The sequence below is a fragment of the Microcoleus sp. D2_18a_B4 genome, assembly GCF_036702475.1.
GTDB lineage: Bacteria > Cyanobacteriota > Cyanobacteriia > Cyanobacteriales > Microcoleaceae > Microcoleus.
Map to the genome: position 1 here is coordinate 51,990 of NZ_JAUBTL010000013.1, position 16,540 is coordinate 68,529.

General features: G+C 45.0%; 24 protein-coding genes. 11 read left to right on the forward strand and 13 right to left on the reverse strand.

The genetic code is table 11. The annotated features are described in order from the left end of the window. Position 1: 1 nt before the first annotated feature. From QUB04_RS10315 to QUB04_RS10355, 9 genes are all read left to right on the forward strand, one after another. Positions 2–385, forward strand: a complete 384-nt coding sequence (locus tag QUB04_RS10315; protein ID WP_333283887.1) for a hypothetical protein — start codon at positions 2–4, stop codon at positions 383–385. Between the two features lie 55 nt (positions 386–440). Next, entirely contained in the window at positions 441–980 is a 540-nt protein-coding gene (locus tag QUB04_RS10320; RefSeq protein WP_333283890.1) for a Uma2 family endonuclease, read from the forward strand. 208 nt (positions 981–1,188) lie between these two features. Then, positions 1,189–1,686, forward strand: a complete 498-nt coding sequence (locus tag QUB04_RS10325) for a DUF29 domain-containing protein (RefSeq protein ID WP_333054540.1) — start codon at positions 1,189–1,191, stop codon at positions 1,684–1,686. Between the two features lie 290 nt (positions 1,687–1,976). Next, a complete protein-coding gene (locus tag QUB04_RS10330; RefSeq protein ID WP_333283892.1) occupies positions 1,977–3,158 on the forward strand; it encodes a GTPase in 1,182 nt (393 codons plus the stop codon). Between the two features lie 286 nt (positions 3,159–3,444). Beyond that, positions 3,445–3,990 (forward strand): Uma2 family endonuclease, encoded by a 546-nt coding sequence (locus tag QUB04_RS10335; RefSeq protein ID WP_333145038.1) that lies wholly within the window; start codon positions 3,445–3,447, stop codon positions 3,988–3,990. A gap of 243 nt (positions 3,991–4,233) precedes the next feature. Continuing rightward, positions 4,234–4,551: a 2Fe-2S iron-sulfur cluster-binding protein gene (locus tag QUB04_RS10340; protein ID WP_333054544.1), complete on the forward strand. Its 318-nt coding sequence runs from the start codon at positions 4,234–4,236 to the stop codon at positions 4,549–4,551. A gap of 57 nt (positions 4,552–4,608) precedes the next feature. Next, positions 4,609–4,800 (forward strand): hypothetical protein, encoded by a 192-nt coding sequence (locus QUB04_RS10345; RefSeq protein WP_333102814.1) that lies wholly within the window; start codon positions 4,609–4,611, stop codon positions 4,798–4,800. After that, complete coding sequence (locus tag QUB04_RS10350) at positions 4,797–6,035, forward strand: DUF3326 domain-containing protein (RefSeq protein ID WP_333283894.1); 1,239 nt, start codon at positions 4,797–4,799, stop codon at positions 6,033–6,035. Before QUB04_RS10345 ends, QUB04_RS10350 begins: the two co-directional genes overlap by 4 nt. Before the next feature lie 234 nt (positions 6,036–6,269). Next, on the forward strand, positions 6,270–6,863 hold the full coding sequence (locus QUB04_RS10355) for a CPBP family intramembrane glutamic endopeptidase (RefSeq protein WP_333283896.1): 594 nt from the start codon (positions 6,270–6,272) through the stop codon (positions 6,861–6,863). A 171-nt stretch (positions 6,864–7,034) separates the two neighbouring features. On the opposite strand, the gene QUB04_RS10360 is transcribed toward QUB04_RS10355, so the two are convergent. The 10 genes from QUB04_RS10360 to radA all read right to left on the reverse strand — a co-directional run bounded on the left by QUB04_RS10360 (position 7,035) and on the right by radA (position 12,050). Next, positions 7,035–7,439 carry a TIGR02588 family protein gene (locus tag QUB04_RS10360; protein WP_333283898.1) on the reverse strand — a complete coding sequence of 135 codons (405 nt, stop codon included), beginning with the start codon at positions 7,437–7,439 and terminating at the stop codon, positions 7,035–7,037. Then, positions 7,436–8,290, reverse strand: coding sequence for a TIGR02587 family membrane protein (locus tag QUB04_RS10365; protein ID WP_333145030.1), 855 nt, complete (start codon positions 8,288–8,290; stop codon positions 7,436–7,438). The genes QUB04_RS10360 and QUB04_RS10365 overlap by 4 nt, the downstream gene beginning before the upstream one ends. 128 nt (positions 8,291–8,418) lie before the next feature. Continuing rightward, a complete protein-coding gene (locus tag QUB04_RS10370) occupies positions 8,419–8,676 on the reverse strand; it encodes a type II toxin-antitoxin system PemK/MazF family toxin (RefSeq protein ID WP_333283900.1) in 258 nt (85 codons plus the stop codon). Positions 8,677–8,679: 3 nt separating this feature from the next. Continuing rightward, positions 8,680–8,838: a hypothetical protein gene (locus QUB04_RS10375; RefSeq protein ID WP_333283902.1), complete on the reverse strand. Its 159-nt coding sequence runs from the start codon at positions 8,836–8,838 to the stop codon at positions 8,680–8,682. 120 nt (positions 8,839–8,958) lie between these two features. After that, positions 8,959–9,198 (reverse strand): DUF2283 domain-containing protein, encoded by a 240-nt coding sequence (locus QUB04_RS10380; protein WP_333145028.1) that lies wholly within the window; start codon positions 9,196–9,198, stop codon positions 8,959–8,961. 13 nt (positions 9,199–9,211) lie between these two features. Then, entirely contained in the window at positions 9,212–9,463 is a 252-nt protein-coding gene (locus tag QUB04_RS10385; protein WP_333283904.1) for a DUF4258 domain-containing protein, read from the reverse strand. Positions 9,464–9,565: 102 nt separating this feature from the next. Then, on the reverse strand, positions 9,566–9,796 hold the full coding sequence (locus QUB04_RS10390; protein WP_333283906.1) for a type II toxin-antitoxin system prevent-host-death family antitoxin: 231 nt from the start codon (positions 9,794–9,796) through the stop codon (positions 9,566–9,568). Between the two features lie 78 nt (positions 9,797–9,874). Continuing rightward, the gene (locus QUB04_RS10395; RefSeq protein WP_333283908.1) at positions 9,875–10,207 is read right to left on the reverse strand and encodes a type II toxin-antitoxin system PemK/MazF family toxin; all 333 of its coding nucleotides are present in this window, start codon (positions 10,205–10,207) and stop codon (positions 9,875–9,877) included. Positions 10,208–10,210: 3 nt separating this feature from the next. Then, a complete protein-coding gene (locus QUB04_RS10400) occupies positions 10,211–10,447 on the reverse strand; it encodes a hypothetical protein (protein WP_333145024.1) in 237 nt (78 codons plus the stop codon). Between the two features lie 49 nt (positions 10,448–10,496). Then, the gene (radA, locus tag QUB04_RS10405) at positions 10,497–12,050 is read right to left on the reverse strand and encodes a DNA repair protein RadA (RefSeq protein WP_333283910.1); all 1,554 of its coding nucleotides are present in this window, start codon (positions 12,048–12,050) and stop codon (positions 10,497–10,499) included. Between the two features lie 163 nt (positions 12,051–12,213). On the opposite strand from radA, the gene rpaB reads away from it, so the two are divergent. After that, a complete protein-coding gene (gene rpaB / locus QUB04_RS10410; protein ID WP_071587789.1) occupies positions 12,214–12,945 on the forward strand; it encodes a response regulator transcription factor RpaB in 732 nt (243 codons plus the stop codon). A 176-nt stretch (positions 12,946–13,121) separates the two neighbouring features. Next, positions 13,122–13,763 (forward strand): cofactor assembly of complex C subunit B, encoded by a 642-nt coding sequence (locus tag QUB04_RS10415; protein ID WP_333154030.1) that lies wholly within the window; start codon positions 13,122–13,124, stop codon positions 13,761–13,763. A gap of 371 nt (positions 13,764–14,134) precedes the next feature. Here QUB04_RS10415 and hpsJ-A read toward each other — a convergent pair whose 3' ends face one another. From hpsJ-A to crtA, 3 genes are all read right to left on the reverse strand, one after another. Next, a complete protein-coding gene (gene hpsJ-A / locus QUB04_RS10420; protein WP_333283912.1) occupies positions 14,135–14,812 on the reverse strand; it encodes an HpsJ-like protein, cyanoexosortase A-associated in 678 nt (225 codons plus the stop codon). Positions 14,813–14,990: 178 nt separating this feature from the next. After that, positions 14,991–15,659 (reverse strand): cyanoexosortase A system-associated protein, encoded by a 669-nt coding sequence (locus QUB04_RS10425; RefSeq protein WP_333283913.1) that lies wholly within the window; start codon positions 15,657–15,659, stop codon positions 14,991–14,993. Then, the gene (gene crtA / locus QUB04_RS10430; protein WP_333283915.1) at positions 15,659–16,510 is read right to left on the reverse strand and encodes a cyanoexosortase A; all 852 of its coding nucleotides are present in this window, start codon (positions 16,508–16,510) and stop codon (positions 15,659–15,661) included. Before crtA ends, QUB04_RS10425 begins: the two co-directional genes overlap by 1 nt. Positions 16,511–16,540 lie beyond the last annotated feature (30 nt).

Here is a 16,540-nt window from a genome sequence, read left to right on the forward strand (position 1 = left end):
TATGTCTCGCACACTAGATATTTTTGTAGACTTTCCACAGGACATCGAACATTTAATCAAAGAATTAGAGTTTATATTGGCTCTAAAATTAGAGCTGGTTTCTGATGGCATTGACCACTGGTATGAGTTTCGTAACTCAACAATCACTCTTACAGTAGGAAAGCATGATTTTGAAAATGATAAAGAGATCAACTTTGAAGAATACCCTTACAACCTATCAATCAGAGCGCTGAACATCTCGAATGAACTTGATAGAAAAAAGTGGCGATATGAGTTTGCTAGTTATGTTCTCCACAAGTTGAAAACTACCGAAAGGTATCGTTTAATGCTGGTGGATGACTTACAAGTGAAGTTAGAGGAGTTTGCGCCATTGGTGAAGGTTTGATCGAACATCATACAGGCAAGTTCTGAAACCGATTTGTAAAAACGAGGGAATAACTATGGTCACTGCTACCATAATATCAGACAATTTAGCTCTAGAAGAGTTCACGGTCGCTCCGCCCGATAACATGGAATTGGTAGACGGCCAACTTGTGGAGAAAAATGGCATGACACTAAAGACGGGTAAAATTCAGTTAAGCCTGGGGGAAGCTTGGAAAATTTACAAAGATTCTAGCGGACAAGGGGGAGAAGCTTATGTCGAAGTTCCTTGCCGCACTAACCGACAAATTCGCCGCCCCGATGTCGCTTATCTCACACCCGAATTAGTTGCACAATTTGGCAACCTTGCCACTTTACCCCAAAGTTTCCCTTTAGTTGCCGAAATAGTTTCACCCACCGATATCGCTGAAGATGTATTTCTCAAAGCACAGGAATATTTAGAATCTAGCTGTCAGGAAGTCTGGTTAGTTTTTCCCGAAAGTCGTTTAATATTCGTGATGACTCAAAATCAAATATTGACATTTAGATCCGGCGATACCGCCCGCACCCAACAAATCCTGATCGGTTTTAGCATTGAGGTCGATGGATTGCTAGGTTAAACTAAATTATGAAATCCGAAACTCAGTAGGTTGGGTTGAGTTTACGAAACCCAACAATTTCTGGGATTTGTTGGGCGGAGCATTTAGCGGAGGGTTCGCTGTCGCGGTTCCTGAACCCTTCGACTACGCTCAGGATAAACTCCGTCGAAGGGCTACGCAACTACTACAATATTCTTAGGTTGATGACCAAGAAATGGAGTCAAACAAAATGACAACTATCCAATCAATAACAACTGCAATAACATCTCTTTATGAACGGGATTTTTATCTTTGGTTACAGACAACAATCAACTTATTAAAAGAGGGAAAGTTTTCTGAAATAGATTTAGAGAACTTACTAGAGGAACTGGAAAGTATGGGGAAAAGCGATAAGAATGCTTTAAAAAGTAATTTAAGGGTACTTTTAATGCACTTACTTAAGTATAAATATCAGCCAGAAAAACGAACAAATAGTTGGGTGTACACCATTCGTGAACATCGTCAACGCATCCGAGATACCTTCAAAACAAGTCCGAGTTTATATCGTTTTTTTGAAGAGATTTTTAATGAATCTTATCAAGATGCTAGGGAATTAGCCGCAGATGAAACAGGTTTATCTATTCAGATATTTCCCCCAGAGTCTCCATTTACTGAAGAAGAAGTTCTTAATCCTGATTTTTTACCGCCTGACAGCGAGCAGCCTGAAAATCCTGAAAATATTGAATAATTAAATCAGATATCCTTTCCAGTGCTTCTGAAATCAAATTGCTACAATATATTTAATAAGCTGTTACGCATTTAAACGACTAACGAACCGGGTAAGGTGCGTCAGCTAGAACACTTACGCTTACAAGGGAAACGCTTATGTACGCTCCGCACCCTACAATCGTCCTTTAAATGTCGAACAGCTTACTCCCCTGTCCCCCTCGGCTCGGACTTGGTTTATAGAGCCTCCGAATTCTATTCGGTGGTATTTAATCCAGATTCGATATCCCACCCTTATCGGAGCCAACCGCCATGTCAGACGACTTTTCCTTAGACGAGCTTTTAAATAGAAGTTACTACGCCTTCAAAGACGCAGAAAACCAAGTGGGACAGTGCAATGTTTTAGTTATCGGCAAAACCGGTGTCGGCAAAAGTACCCTGATAAATTCCGTTTTTCGCCAACGCTTAGCAGAAACCGGAGTCGGCCGCCCCATAACTCAAGGCATTCGCCAATATACAAAACCGAATTGCCCAATTACAGTCTACGATACTCCCGGACTCGAACTCAACGCCGAACAAATTAAAGTTATTCAATTAAACGTTGCTAAACTGATTGAAGACCAAAGACTCCTGCACCCAAAAGAACACATTCACGTTATCTGGTACTGCATCAATCACAACGCCAATAGAATAGAATCTGTCGAGGAAAGCTGGCTAAAAGAAATGGAAGTCAAAGATGTACCAGTGATTTTAGTTTTGACTCAAACTACATCTAAAAAGCCCAGCGAGTTTTTCAATCAACTGGAACACATGAATTTGCCCGTCAGTCAAATTATCCCCGTCATGGCTGAACCGGAAGAAATTGATGAGGATTATACAGTAAAGTCTCACGGTTTAGACAAGTTGGTAGATGCAACTGTTCAACTGCTGCCGGAAGTAGCTAAAAAAGCTTTTGTTAAAGAACAAATTGCTAATATTGCCCTCAAATCCGATATGGCATTTAAGTATCTAAGTGCTTATGTTGCAGGTTCTGCAATTGTCGGCGCGACTCCTGTACCGTTTGCTGACGCGCCGATTTTGATGACGATGCAAACGGCAATGATTGCTAATATTACTGTGATTTTTGGAATGCCCTTTGATAAGGGGTTTATTTCGGCGATGCTGTCTGCTATTAGCGGCGCTGGCGGGGTTACTGCTGTCGGCAGAAGTATTGTTACTAATTTGATTAAAATGATTCCTGGTGCGGGTACTGTTGTCGGCGGTGCTATCTCCGGTGCAACGGCAGCAACTCTCACCCTTGCCCTCGGTTTGGCTTACATTGAAGTGCTTAAAGCTTACATGAAAGCTCAAGTTAATGGCGAACAACTTTCTTTGCAACAGTTAACCAAGATGTTTGTGGAAATGTACAAGGAGTATGCTAGTTCTGGGCGTAAAACTTTGAAGGATGAGCAACCGAATCAACCTAAACCTCCCAATCAAATTAATATTGAGTAAATTGGGCATGGGGCATGGGGCATAGGGCTGGGGCATAGGGCATAGGTTATTTTTTTACTCCAACTGAGATATTTCACCATTCTCAATAAGCCTTTTATGAACAGGCAAGATGCCTGTTCTTCCACAAAGATATTGATTTTCTTGTGGAACAGGCATCTTGCCTGTTGCTGAAAATGGTGCAATATCTCAGTTCCAATTCCCAATTCCCAATTACCAATTACCAATTACCAATTCCCAATTACCAATTGATTGCTACAATATGAGTGAATTCTGCAAAAGAGAGTAAATGGCTATGGCAATGGCTGCCGTTTTATCAGAAAATATTTCTCTAGAAGACTTTATGGCTAATCCCCCCGACGATATGGAATGGGTGGACGGGCAAATCGCGGAGAAAAATGGCATGACAGTAAAACACAGTCTCATCCAATCTAGACTAGATCGTTATTGGGGAAATTACAAAGATTCTAGCGGACAAGGAGGCGAAGTTTATGTCGAAGTTCCTTGTCGTACTGACAGGCGAGTGCGCCGTCCTGATGTAGCTTATCTGACTCCTGAACTTGTTGCTCAATTTGGCGATGTTCCTACTTTGCCTCAAAGTCCGCCGTTAATTGCTGAAATAGTTTCTCCTACTGATAGTGCGGAAGAGATTTTTCTTAAAGCACAAGAGTATTTAGATTCGGGTTGTCTGGAAGTTTGGATAGTTTTTCCAGAAAGTCGCTGGATATTGATCGTGACTAAAACTCAAAAGTTAACCTTTAACCAGGGTTCTACCGTCAGCACTCAGTTAGTGCTGGCGGGTTTTAGTGTTGCTGTTGACGAGTTGTTGGCTTGAAGGCAAAAATTAGTTAGGTATAAGTGCTTTCTGGCAGAGTTCGCCCGTGACGATCGTTATAATTTGTGAAAAAGTCATTGACAAAATGCCACTCGCTCGCCCAGCCATTTAATAAAAAAAATTATCAATAAAAAATGCAGTTGTAAAATTGCACAAAAGCACAAACAGCGGTAAAATACTGATTGCTTTGTTTCCAAATCTAGCGTAAATTCCAATTGGGGAATTAAAACCAATAATTGAAATATGTCTAAGACTTACACTGTTGAATTGATCCACCAAGGCTCTACCTATACCGTAGAAGTACCCGAAGATAAACAAATTCTCCGCGCCGCCAACGCCGCCGGCATTGAGTTGCCGAGTTCTTGCAATGCGGGGGTTTGTACTACTTGCGCTGCTAAAATTATTGAGGGTCAAGTCGATCAAGTTGATGGCATGGGCGTTAGTCCCGAACTTCAAGCAGAAGGTTATGTGTTGCTGTGTGTTGCTTATCCCCGATCGAACTTGAAGATAGAAACCGAAAAAGAAGACATTGTGTACGATCGCCAATTCGGTAAATCCTAGGGCTAAGCTAAAATTGAGCTAAGTACCGATCACAGTAAAATCACTATGGATCGCCCGATGACTACCCATTTCATTTCCGCAGAAGTTGACCTCCACGATACCGCCGAAGAATTGCACTCGGCGATTGAAATTGAACTGCAAAAGCACGGCGAACCCCTGCGGTGGGCAGTCACAGACGTGGATGTCGATCGGCAAAAGGCTGTGGTAGAAGGCTACGTGCTCGTGGAAGCATCCCCCGCAACACCGTGAACCCCCGCCCTTTAACAGTGGTTTTGATAGTCCCCACAGGCGTTGGAGCCTCGATTGGTGGGTTTGCAGGAGATGCGCTCCCCGTGGCTAGGGCGATCGCCCAAATTTCAGACACCTTGATCACTCACCCCAACGTCCTCAACGGCGCTCAACTTTATTGGCCGATACCTAACGCTCTCTACGTTGAAGGTTACGCCCTTGACAAATTTGCTGCCGGATGCTGGGGTCTGCAACCGGTACATCAAAATCGCATCGGCTTAATCCTCGATGCCGGCATTGAACCAGACTTGCAGTTGCGGCACTTGCAAGCGGCTGATGCAGCGAGAGCTACATTGGGTTTGAATATAACTGATTGTGTTTTAACCGATCGCCCTCTGCAAGTAGAATTGCGTATTTCTGAATCAGGGGCATCCTGGGGGACGATCGGCAATCCCGACAGTTTATTGCGCGCTGCAGAAAAATTAATCACACAAGCAAGAGTAGAGGCGATCGCAGTTGTGGCCAGATTTCCCGACGATGAAGGCAGCCTCGCCCTCGAAAACTACCGCCGCGGCAAAGGAGTTGACCCCCTCGCCGGCGCGGAAGCTGTGATCAGCCACCTCGTCGTCAAAACGTTTAAAATCCCTTGCGCCCACGCCCCGGCGCTGTCTGCGCTTCCCCTCGATCCGCACCTGTCCCCGCGATCGGCTGCTGAGGAAATCGGCTATACTTTCCTACCTTGCGTGCTTGCCGGCCTGGGCAAAGCTCCCCAATTTGTCACTCCTACTGTGGGACAGGCATCTTGCCTGTCACAATTTGTCACTCCTACTGTGGGACAGGCCTCTGACCTGTCACAATTTGTCACTCCTACTGTGGGACAGGCATCTTGCCTGTCACAGGTATTGGGCGGGCAAGATGCCCAACCCCTACTCCCCACAAGAGAGAAATTCTATGCAAACAGGCGAGATTTCGAGTCTCAGGGTTTGTGGGCCGATCGAGTCGATGCAGTGGTGATACCCGCCACAGCCTGCGGCGGCAGTGCTATTCTGAGTTTGAGTGCGCGATCGTCCGTACAAATCATCGCTGTCGGCGACAACAAAACCCAGATGCAGGCGACTCCAGAAAAACTCGGAATCAAAGCTTTGCAGGTAAACTCATATTTAGAGGCGATCGGAGTTTTGGTCGCTTTGCGAGCCGGCATCAGTCCAGCTTCCTTGGGTGCAGACATCTCCTCCCTGCGTTGTTTATCTGACTAATACCAATTTAATGTGAAGTTGCACATATCTCGATCCCCCTAAATCCCCCTGATTGTTGGGGAGTAGGGGTTGACTTTGATCCGGCTCTTGTCCCCCCCTTAGTAGGGGCGGTGCGACCCCTACTCCCCGTGCCCGCCCTTGGCTAGGGGGGATCGGATTCTACGGGGCCTCATAAAAAATTGGTATAAACCCAACAAATCTCAAATCTCAAACCTCAAATCTAAAAGTGATTAAGTGGCAGAAAAACTTCCCGGAAATCCTGAAATTGAACCCTTGACGCGCACCCAAGTTTTAGTAGCAATGGGCGTGACAGCAATTATGTTGCTGGCGGTAGCTAAATTGTGGTTGCTATTTGGATCGGTATCGCTTTTGCCAGTCAAATTGATAGGAATCGACTTGCTCCAAGGATGTGCGCTCGGACTGGCAATTACAGGCGGTAGTGCGATCGTTTATCACCTCTGGCCGGGTTATCGCCGGAGTGCTGATGTTTACTTGGAAGTAGTGCTCAAACCTTTGTTTTGGCCGGATTTGATTTGGCTGGGACTGCTGCCGGGACTTAGCGAAGAATTGCTATTTCGAGGCGTGATGCTGTCTGCTTTGGGATTGAATGTTACCAGTTTAGTTTTATCGAGTTTTTGTTTCGGCATTCTGCACTTGGGAGCCCTGGATCAGTGGCCTTATGCTGTTTGGGCAACGGCTGTGGGATTGCTGTTGGGTTACAGCGTTTTAGCTACTGGGAATTTGTTAGTGCCAATTACGGCTCATATCTGCACGAATTTGATTTCTAGCTGTGTTTGGAAGTGGGAACACGATCTGGTGAAGCGTTAGCTCGATCGCAATTCCAAAGCGATTGAAATCGCGCCTGCGCGGAATATAGCAATAAATGCCAACGCGCAAGGGGGTTTTGAGATTGAACGAACCGCGAAGACGCGAAGGGCGCGAAGGAAGAGAAAGAGTTCACCGAGGTAAAAAGATTTTAACCGCCGAGTTTTATCTGTGTTAAGGCAGTTTGTAGCTGCTCGATCGCACAATCAACTCACCTTGACTGGGGTTACGACTGAAAATAAAAGCTCCTTCTTGAGTTTCGCCGGTTGACAAAAAATCTATTTGTTGATCGCCGGATTCTACAACTTCGCCATTTACGCGCAATTCGGCAATAATTTGCACTGATTCAGCCGTTTCGCCGCCCGTGTTTGTCACTGTAAACGGTACGTAAAATTGCCCTTGATTTTCGCGAATTGGTGTGTTCCGAGTGACAGAAATAATCGGAGGTTCCTGCTTTTTAGTCACCCAGTTGTAGATTACGAGTCCGGTGAGGGTAAAAAGGATCAAGCAGGCGATCGCAAATGTCACCCATTCAGCAGGAGTTCTTTTTTCTTGCTGTTCGTTATTACTTTCACTCATACCGCCAACCTCCCCGCCGCGCCGCCAACAGCCGCCGGCAATCCTAATACTAACGTATAGTTCAACCAAATCGACCACGGGTCGTCAAAACTGAGTTTGTGGAAGAAAAACATCATAAATGCAGAAGCCGCCAGCGACACTAAATAGGCCATGACAGTTTCGCTGAGGGGACGCTGAAAAATTCCTTGCTGTTGCTGCCGTTTTGCTTGATAAGTAAAGCCTGCTACAAATACAATTCCGTAGGAAATTAGCAGCGAAGCGGCGATAATTGCTAATTGCCAAGGCGGCGAAATACCTGCAGCTAGCATGGGAATTTCGTCAGTTGGGGCGATGTTGAAAGCAATGATCATCGCGCCGATTAAAGTAGCGCCGATATCTGCTACAGTTGGATTGATGCTAGGTTCCTTTTCGCTGTCTGAGCTTTGATAGCGATCGCCACTCAAGAAACCGCTTGCCAGGGCAACTCCCAAGGCAAACGGCAGGCCTTCAAATATGATTTTCCCCAAAGTTTCTTGCAGCGGAGTTTCCGGCGTAATTTCCCTGAGCAAAAATAGGACAAAAGCCGCGCAGACAATGCCGATGGCGATCGCTTCTACGGTATCGATTGCAGCATCTAGCCAGCGGATGTCCTTAGTTTTGCGAAAACCTTCTGTGCGAGTCAGCAAGAAAACGACGATAAAAGTAGTTGCGATCGCGATCGACATTTCCGCTGGTTCAGTATGCGAACCGATCCACCAAACCTCCATCGTATAAAGAAGCGGAATCCCGAATAAAAAGCCGCCAGATGCACCTCTAATGATGTCGTTTAGTTCATTTGACCACTGATTTTTGTGTCTTTTTGATTTCTTCATTTTTTAGTGAAAACGCACCTCAAAAATTTGGCAAGTAAATATTTTTTTAAACCTGCTAAAATAGAATACCATATTTGTTGTATTCTTTCTCTAACTTGCGTCCAGTCGCTAGCGGTTAAAATTCCCAATCAACGATTGATAAAACGCTTTTCTATTGTGTTCACCTTATGCAGCCGAACCACTGACGAACGCAAGAAACCTGCCTGCTCCCATTCTACAATCTCAACATCAAAAACAGTCCTATTTGTTTGACTTGTCACTCGTGCAACAACAATATCTTCATCTCCTGCATCCAAAAGTACCAGCACAGTACGGAGTTTTGATGTTGTTACATCGGCAAAAGGTAGTGCCAGTAAGAGAACTTCTCCTGATTGATAATTTGGCATATTTCAAATATTGTCGTAGATAGCATCTTCCTCGCTGTAGCCAGCCAATAATTGCTCAGCAGCAAGGATCTGCCAAGCAGCGTTTTCCTCTTCTTCATCTTCTTCTGTGTCAGTTGATCCTTTTACCAGAACAATAACTCTGACTTCTTGGTTAGCTGCCAAGTGTTTTAAGATGCGATCGGGAAATAAATTCTATTTTCCCTTCATCTGTGACTTTTGCTAAAAATTCGTAGGGTTTCCTGGTAGGTTTTAATCTCTATTAACCTAATTTTATTAAGGCAGTTATAGTGCGAGTTTAATCTCAGAGTAATCTCCCAAAGCTTCGTTGACTACAATCAGTTTTCCTTGACTATCTGCCCCTAATTGTTGATTGGCATTGAGTAATTCAATTCCATAAATAGTACCGTCGGGGGCAATGTCCACATTCATTTGATCGCTAACCTGGATAGTGTTTACCTGTGCGGTTTTTTCTTTCAGGTATATATAAGCTACGTTGTATCTTGGATCGTAAGTCAGTTTCACGGGAACCTCCTGCTCAAAAGAATTTGACAATTACAGTGATAATTATCCAGTCTTCGCTTTCTGGGGCTGCGATCGCCTCCACTTTCTTCATAGCATAAACTTTTCCCTGCCACTCAGCATTGAAGGAAAAGTTGCGCCTAAATCCGGTTCTGCCAAATTGAGCCGGAAAAGTTGTGCCACTTTCAACAGTAGCAATTACTTCTGCCTCAGTTACACCTCGCTCAATCAATCGTGCTTGAGCATGGGGATGTAATCTAACGCTCACGTTGCTATTACCTCCTTTTTGCCTCTTTATTTTTGCACTAACTTAATTCACCACAGCCGCGCATAAGCATCAAAATAAAGGCATGAGTGTCCAACAACAGCCTCATTCCATGTACTCCTTAAACTCTTCTAGCGGTTCGTCAAAATCATCGGACATCCAAACCATTGCTTTGGCACTTCCTGCTTGCCGATTGGGTTTAGCTTGTTTGGGAATTCCTACCAATTTTACAACAGGCTGGTTATCTTGAGTAATCGCCACTTCTTCCCCTCTCATCGCCGCTGCGATTAATTCCAGAAGCTTTTCTTTTGCCTCAATAATGTCTACTTGATACATAATTCGGGCCTCCGCATACAGTTGGAAATTTGAGATTTGAGATTTGCCGTGACTAATGAAGCTTGCGATCCTGTATTTTCATCCAATGAAAGACCAGATTTGTTTGACTCTATCTCGCACTTGCACCAAATCATCAGGGGTTAATATTCCCAGTCTCCTTTCAACTAAACTTTTTTGTAATGTGTTTAGTTTATGTAAGCGAACCGCTGAAGGTCGCTTTAATCCTGCTTGTTGCCATTCCTGAATTTCGACATCAAAGGTTGTACGAGGGATTTGACTGGTTATCTTGGCAACAATCATATCTTCATCTCCTGTGTCCAACAGTACCAAACCAGGACGGTGTTTAGTTTCGGCTGTACCCGCAAACAAGAATGCGACTATAACTAATTCTCCAAACTGATAATTAGTCATTGCTCAATCCTCAGCGTAAATTGCATCTTCTTCGCTGCAATCAGCAAAGAATTGTTCGGCGGCAAGACGCTGCCAATCTGTTTTTTCCTCTACTTCATCTGCTTCTGAGTTTGTTTGTTCATTCACCAGAATTATCACTCTTACATCTTGGTTGACTGCCAAGTATTTTAAAATGTCATCGGTCAAGTTAATTTTTCCTTCCGATGTAACTTTTGCTGGAAATTCGTATGCTTTCATCATGTGAATTTTAGATTTGTGTTTACCCAGTTATTGCTACTTTAACATAATCTCAATTAGACAAATCTTCCTCCAAATCAACAGACTGTAATTCCATATCACCAGACTGCAACTGAGCCGGAGTAGCCGGAATCGCCGCAATAATGGCATCAATTACCTTCGCCACCGGAATAATCTCCATTCCTAACTCTGGCACCGGTTGATTCTTAGGAATAATCGCCCTTTTAAAACCCAATTTCGCCGCCTCCCTCAGCCGCAACTCTAATTGCGAAACCGGCCGCACCTGTCCCCCTAAACCAACTTCCCCAAGCAAAACAGTGCGCGCATCAACCACCCGATCGCGAAAACTGGCCACAACGGCGATCGCAACTGCCAAATCCGCCGCTGGTTCATCCACCTTCAACCCGCCCACCGTCGCCAAAATCACATCTAGTTTAGATAAAGGAATCCCCACCCTTTTCTCCAAAACAGCTAAAATTTGCTGCAATCTAGCATTGTCCACACCAGTAGTAGTGCGGCGAGGCGAACCAAAACTTGCAGGGCTGACTAACGCCTGAATTTCCACTAAAATCGGTCGAGTTCCTTCGCAAGTAACTGTAGTCGAAGTACCCGGAGAAAATTCATCTCTATTCCCTAAAAACAACTCCGACGGATTATCTACTTCTCGCAAACCGTTGGCTACCATTTCAAAAACACCGATTTCGTGAGTCGCGCCAAAACGGTTTTTCATCGAGCGCAAAAGTCGATGAGAAGCAAAGCGATCGCCCTCAAAATACAGTACAGTATCTACCAAATGTTCCAAAACCCTCGGCCCGGCCAAAGCTCCATCTTTCGTAACGTGACCGACAATAAATAAAGTAATATTTTCCCTTTTCGCAACCTGCATCAAAGCAGAAGTACATTCCCGCACCTGAGCCACCGAACCCGGAGCAGATGTTAAACTAGCAAAATAAATAGTTTGGATGCTGTCAATCACCGCCACATTCGGTTTCAGCGCTTCCAACTCCCGCAAAACAACTTCTAAATCCGTCTCTGGAAGCAAGTAGAAATTCTCCGCTGAATTGTCCTCGGAATCCTTTTTAGCTTCCCCGTTACTGCCAGATTTATGCCCGCCGTTGCTTGACAATTCAACCGGATTAGCGACGCCCAAACGCTGCGATCGCAACTTCACCTGCTGGCCGGACTCCTCCGCACTGACATACAGTATCCGATCCTTGCGGGCCAACATATTCGCCACCTGCAACAGCAGCGTCGATTTCCCGATTCCCGGTTCCCCCCCAATCAACACCAGCGATCCCGGAACAATCCCGCCTCCCAAAACTCGATCGAGCTCCCCGTAACCAGAAGGCCAGCGAGACTGAGTTTGGTCGGAAATCTGCGATAATCTGAAAGATACCCTTGGTTGACCCTTCGACTTATCAGGGGGCGAACCGCCCACTGTCTTAGTTGTCACCCCAGTTAAACCCACTCGCGACACAGCAGCAGTAGGTTGTTCTAACTGCTCGTCAAAAGAATCCCACTTCTGACAGCTAGGACATCTGCCAAAATATTGTGGTGAATCATAGCCGCATTCCCGACAAATATATTGTATTCGAGGCTTAGGCATTGTTTTATGATAAATAGTCACCCTTAAAATTTGGAAAAGTCTGAGTTAAAGCAATTATCAAGCTTTCAGACCGATCGCCGCCCATGATTCAATTTGTGTCTTCTATGATAGGGTACAAAAAATTAACATTATCTGAAATGTAACTTAAGGAGTGCTCGGTAACTTGGAAAACCATAAAGAAAAAATTCTGGTAGTCGATGACGAAGCCAGTATCCGTCGCATTCTGGAGACTCGCCTTTCCATGATTGGCTACGATGTCGTCACCGCTGCTGACGGCGAAGAAGCTCTCGAAACATTTCGCAACACCGAACCCGACTTAGTGGTTTTGGACGTGATGATGCCGAAGCTAGACGGTTACGGCGTCTGTCAGGAGTTGCGTAAAGAGTCAGACGTGCCTATCATCATGCTAACTGCTTTGGGAGACGTAGCCGATCGCATCACCGGTTTAGAATTGGGCGCCGACGATTACGTCGTCAAACCTTTCTCTCCCAAAGAACTTGAAGCCCGCATCCGTTCGGTACTGCGGAGGGTTGACAAAAACGGAGCATCGGGAATTCCCAGCTCTGGAGTCATCCACGTCACCAATATCAGGATTGACACCAACAAACGCCAAGTTTACAAAGGCGACGAACGAATTCGCCTCACGGGCATGGAATTCAGCCTGTTAGAACTGCTTGTCAGCCGTTCGGGAGAGCCTTTTTCGCGATCGGAAATTTTGCAGGAAGTCTGGGGATACACGCCCGAACGCCACGTAGACACCCGCGTAGTGGACGTTCACATCTCGCGGCTGAGGGCAAAGTTGGAAGACGACCCCAGCAATCCCGAATTAATTCTCACCGCCCGCGGCACCGGCTATCTCTTCCAGCGAATTGTCGAAATTGGAGAAGTAGGATAAAGTCAGTTGGCAGTTGGCAGTTGGCAGTTGGCAGTTGGCATTAGTTAAATTACCAACTACCAATTACCAATGACTAATGACTAATGACTAATGACTAAATGACTAAATGACTGTTGACCGATGACTGATGACTGTTGACTGCTGACTAATGACTAATGACTAATGACTAATGACTAATGACTAAATCTGATCCCAATAAAGTTTTGCGGCAATTGCCCTTAGTTGCAGGAGGGTTAGCAGGTACGCTGCTAATGGTAAACCGCTTGCTGACAGAGCAAATTACAGATTCTCAAGCTCGATCGGACGCTTTGGGAGTAATTATCAGCGCTTTGCTGATTTTAACAGGTTTGCTGTGGCAGCAGGTGCAAGCGCGATCGCCCGATTCCGTAAAACTTATCGGCGAGGAAGGTTTTGAATTTGCGCCGGATTTGCCGGAGGCTGTGAAAATAGAATTAGCCTGGGCGTCGCGTTTGCTGTTGACAAATACCGCCACAAGGTCGATCGTAATTGTGTATCAGGGAAAAGTTCTATTGCGGCGCGGTATTTTAGGCATCAATCCCGAAGTCAAACCAGGGCCGATTTTGCAGCGAGTGCTCGACAAAAATAAACCAGTTTATTTAGTAAATCTCAATATTTATCCCGGCAAAATTGAATTTGACTATTTGCCAGAAAATACTCAAGGAGTCATCTGTCAACCCATCGGCACCCAAGGCGTTTTAATCTTAGGTGCTAACGCGCCCCGCAGCTATACAAAACAAGATGAAAACTGGGTTGAAGGCATTGCCGACAAACTAGAAAATACCATCAATCGATTTTAGATTTTAGATTTTAGATTTTAGATTGTGGATTGTGGATTGTGGATTTTAGATTGTGGATTTTAGATTTTAAATTGTGGATTGCACAATCCAGCCCGCGTCTTGGTGCGATCGTCTTCGAGGGCTGCGCTAACGACGGATTTGCCTCATTCTCGGTGTTTGCTATCGGCAATAAACAAGATTTATTACCGATATCTTTTCAAAAGAAGAAGAGCCAGCGCTGCCCCCAACGAAATTTCCAGGGTTTGAGGGTCTTCTTAACCACCAAGACGCGGGCGGCGTGTACAGGGCGCACCTTAGTCCTCAACAAGACTTTCCGGGTGCGCCTAGCGCACCTTAGTAGCTCAAAAATCGCAATTCAAAACTCAAAACTATTAGCGAGCCCAGTCAGTACCGCGCCACAGTGTAAAAAACAAAACACTAGAAATCAGCGCGCCCAGCAGCCACTTAACAGCATTTTTAAATAACCCCAAGCGCTGACTTTGCTGAACCGCAGCACTTTGCGTCTGTAACCGTTCCTTAGCCGGAGTAATTCTCGAAAGAATTTGCTCTTTCAATTGCTGTGGGTTTTGCGTATCCGCTTGTACCCCCAAACGAGTAAGTTCCCCCGCCAAATTCCTTAAATCTTCAGGACTACCCTTATTCAGCCGTTCTTCCACCTGCTGCAACTGAGCTAATTGTTGGTTTGCTTGAGTAGTAATTTGCTGGTTGTTTTGGTTGTTGACGTAGATAGTGCCAAAAATTCCCAAAGGCAGCATCAACAGAAAAACCAGACCTAGCAGCAGACAAACCCAAGACAAAACCTTCAAAAAAACTTCTTCCAAACCTTTGCGATCGTACCCTTCGCCAAAAAATATCAGCGCCATTGCCAGTAAAGGAACGGGAACCCGTTCCACTACAGCCCCAATCGTTTGCAATTCCCAGAGGCGATTGCCAAAATTTGCTGGTATAAGAGTTGCGATCGTATCTAATACAGACAGAATTAATAGACCGTAGCCAATCCAACGCAGTCTGTAGATAGAAAAACCTTGTTCGCCTTGTAAGTCATTCATAAAATAATCAGAGTTGTTGTTAAGAAAAATGTCTCTTGACCCCGCTCAAGAACGGATACAAGCCCCCGACAACAGTCGTGGAGAGTCTAAAATTTTAGACTCTTGTTCCAGCTTCCCGATTCACCTGTGGAGTAAATCTAAAAGCTAAAAGCTAAAAGCTAAAATCGACTGAATCGAGTCAAGGATCGGGGAATCGCGGCTGCCACCACTCATACCAAGAAACCCAAGCATTCTCTAGAATTTTTTGGGCATCTTCTGGAGTTGTTTGATCCAAAGGCACAGACATCTGAGTCCACAAACAGCGCCGGTCTTGAATATTTCCCCTACCCAACAACCAAAACAGAATACGGTTTGGCTGCCAATCGCGAGTATTTCGATTATATCTAAACTGTTGGGAAGTTACTGTAGCACTGCCATTAGGATTGATACACGAACTCAAATACAGTCGATTTTGCTGTTGCAAAATTCCGTGAAACCCCGCGCCTTGAGTGTTTACTAATGCTAGTTTACCAGGAGACGACTTGAGAACTGTATGTCCCCTCATCATACCTTCCACTGCCCCAATGGTGTCTACCGCATAGCGCATCTCTATTTCTAGAGCCATGCTATTTTTTTGATATTCATATTTCCTGGCAGCTTTGAATTCTGAATTGTCGCTAAGTTCGATCGGCGCGCTCTTGTTTAGTTTCCAATCGGCTAAAGGCACCGACTCGGGAAACTCAAACGGGGTGGCCACATGCTTGCCGTCCGATGGATAGAAAACCAATTTTCCGGCAACCAACAAAACCCCTCCCAAAGTAACAGCCAACAGGGAAAGCCTAAGTGGTTTCCAAGAGGTAATAGCCATTAGCAATTCTGTCCTTCCTTATTTTGGGGTTGGTCTTTCAAAATTGCAAACCAGCAGAATAACCCGAAAATAAATACAGCAATCATCGAAAATATTACCGAACCATTTCCTTCGTGCCAGTATTTAAATGCTTCGGGTTGAGATAGCGATACCAGCACTGCCAGGAGACCAACGCGGGCGGCATTCACTACAAATGCAGTAATTATTGCCACGAATGGCAAGACAATTTTCTGACCCGTAGTGGTAGGAAACATCAGTAAGAAAACCAGAGCTAGTCCTAACACTTGTAGCATCGCATTCACCCCGGAACAGCCGTGATTCACTTCCACACTGCCCTTTTCCAGGATGAGATAAACCCCTTTCCGCACCACGTCAAATCCTACATAGTGCAGGATGAAAGCTGAAAATTTAGCGGTTAATTGGGGGACATCAACCAATACTCCGATCAATCCTGGAGGAATAGCTGTATAGCCAAGAATTAGAAGTTCCTGCCAATATTGTTTCAGTCCTTTTGTGCCGGAAGCAAGCAAGGCGAGACTGATTCCGGACAAAAAAGGCGTTGCTCTGATAAAAAAGTCGTATCCCGATATCGAGGAACTTTTGAGCAATATTAAAGCAATTAACGATGTCCCAAAGAAGCTGGCGAAAACTCCACTTTCAAAAGTTAAGGATTCGTGCCTTTCCCAAATGAGAAATGCTACGACTCCCCAAAACAGTAACATTGTACCGAACAGGTCTGTGTCGTTTGTTCTGGAAGTTAGAGTTAAGTGTAGGGCCATCAAACCGGAGCCGATGCCTAACAGCCAGTATTTAGGTTCTTGGACGTGCTTGAGCCAGTTTATTTCAGTCATTGCTGCTTTTTGTTTTTCCTAAAAGCTTCT

Bases quoted from the DNA above. Each gene is read 5' to 3' on its own strand.
- QUB04_RS10315 (WP_333283887.1), top strand. From the start codon at position 2: ATGTCTCGCACACTAGATATTTTTGTAGACTTTCCACAGGACATCGAA.
- QUB04_RS10320 (WP_333283890.1), top strand. From the start codon at position 441: ATGGTCACTGCTACCATAATATCAGACAATTTAGCTCTAGAAGAGTTC.
- QUB04_RS10325 (WP_333054540.1), top strand. From the start codon at position 1,189: ATGACAACTATCCAATCAATAACAACTGCAATAACATCTCTTTATGAA.
- QUB04_RS10330 (WP_333283892.1), top strand. From the start codon at position 1,977: ATGTCAGACGACTTTTCCTTAGACGAGCTTTTAAATAGAAGTTACTAC.
- QUB04_RS10335 (WP_333145038.1), top strand. From the start codon at position 3,445: ATGGCTATGGCAATGGCTGCCGTTTTATCAGAAAATATTTCTCTAGAA.
- QUB04_RS10340 (WP_333054544.1), top strand. From the start codon at position 4,234: ATGTCTAAGACTTACACTGTTGAATTGATCCACCAAGGCTCTACCTAT.
- QUB04_RS10345 (WP_333102814.1), top strand. From the start codon at position 4,609: ATGACTACCCATTTCATTTCCGCAGAAGTTGACCTCCACGATACCGCC.
- QUB04_RS10360 (WP_333283898.1), bottom strand. From the start codon at position 7,439: ATGAGTGAAAGTAATAACGAACAGCAAGAAAAAAGAACTCCTGCTGAA.
- QUB04_RS10365 (WP_333145030.1), bottom strand. From the start codon at position 8,290: ATGAAGAAATCAAAAAGACACAAAAATCAGTGGTCAAATGAACTAAAC.
- QUB04_RS10370 (WP_333283900.1), bottom strand. From the start codon at position 8,676: ATGCCAAATTATCAATCAGGAGAAGTTCTCTTACTGGCACTACCTTTT.
- QUB04_RS10390 (WP_333283906.1), bottom strand. From the start codon at position 9,796: ATGTATCAAGTAGACATTATTGAGGCAAAAGAAAAGCTTCTGGAATTA.
- QUB04_RS10395 (WP_333283908.1), bottom strand. From the start codon at position 10,207: ATGACTAATTATCAGTTTGGAGAATTAGTTATAGTCGCATTCTTGTTT.
- QUB04_RS10400 (WP_333145024.1), bottom strand. From the start codon at position 10,447: ATGATGAAAGCATACGAATTTCCAGCAAAAGTTACATCGGAAGGAAAA.
- radA (WP_333283910.1), bottom strand. From the start codon at position 12,050: ATGCCTAAGCCTCGAATACAATATATTTGTCGGGAATGCGGCTATGAT.
- QUB04_RS10415 (WP_333154030.1), top strand. From the start codon at position 13,122: ATGACTAAATCTGATCCCAATAAAGTTTTGCGGCAATTGCCCTTAGTT.
- hpsJ-A (WP_333283912.1), bottom strand. From the start codon at position 14,812: ATGAATGACTTACAAGGCGAACAAGGTTTTTCTATCTACAGACTGCGT.
- QUB04_RS10425 (WP_333283913.1), bottom strand. From the start codon at position 15,659: ATGGCTATTACCTCTTGGAAACCACTTAGGCTTTCCCTGTTGGCTGTT.
- crtA (WP_333283915.1), bottom strand. From the start codon at position 16,510: ATGACTGAAATAAACTGGCTCAAGCACGTCCAAGAACCTAAATACTGG.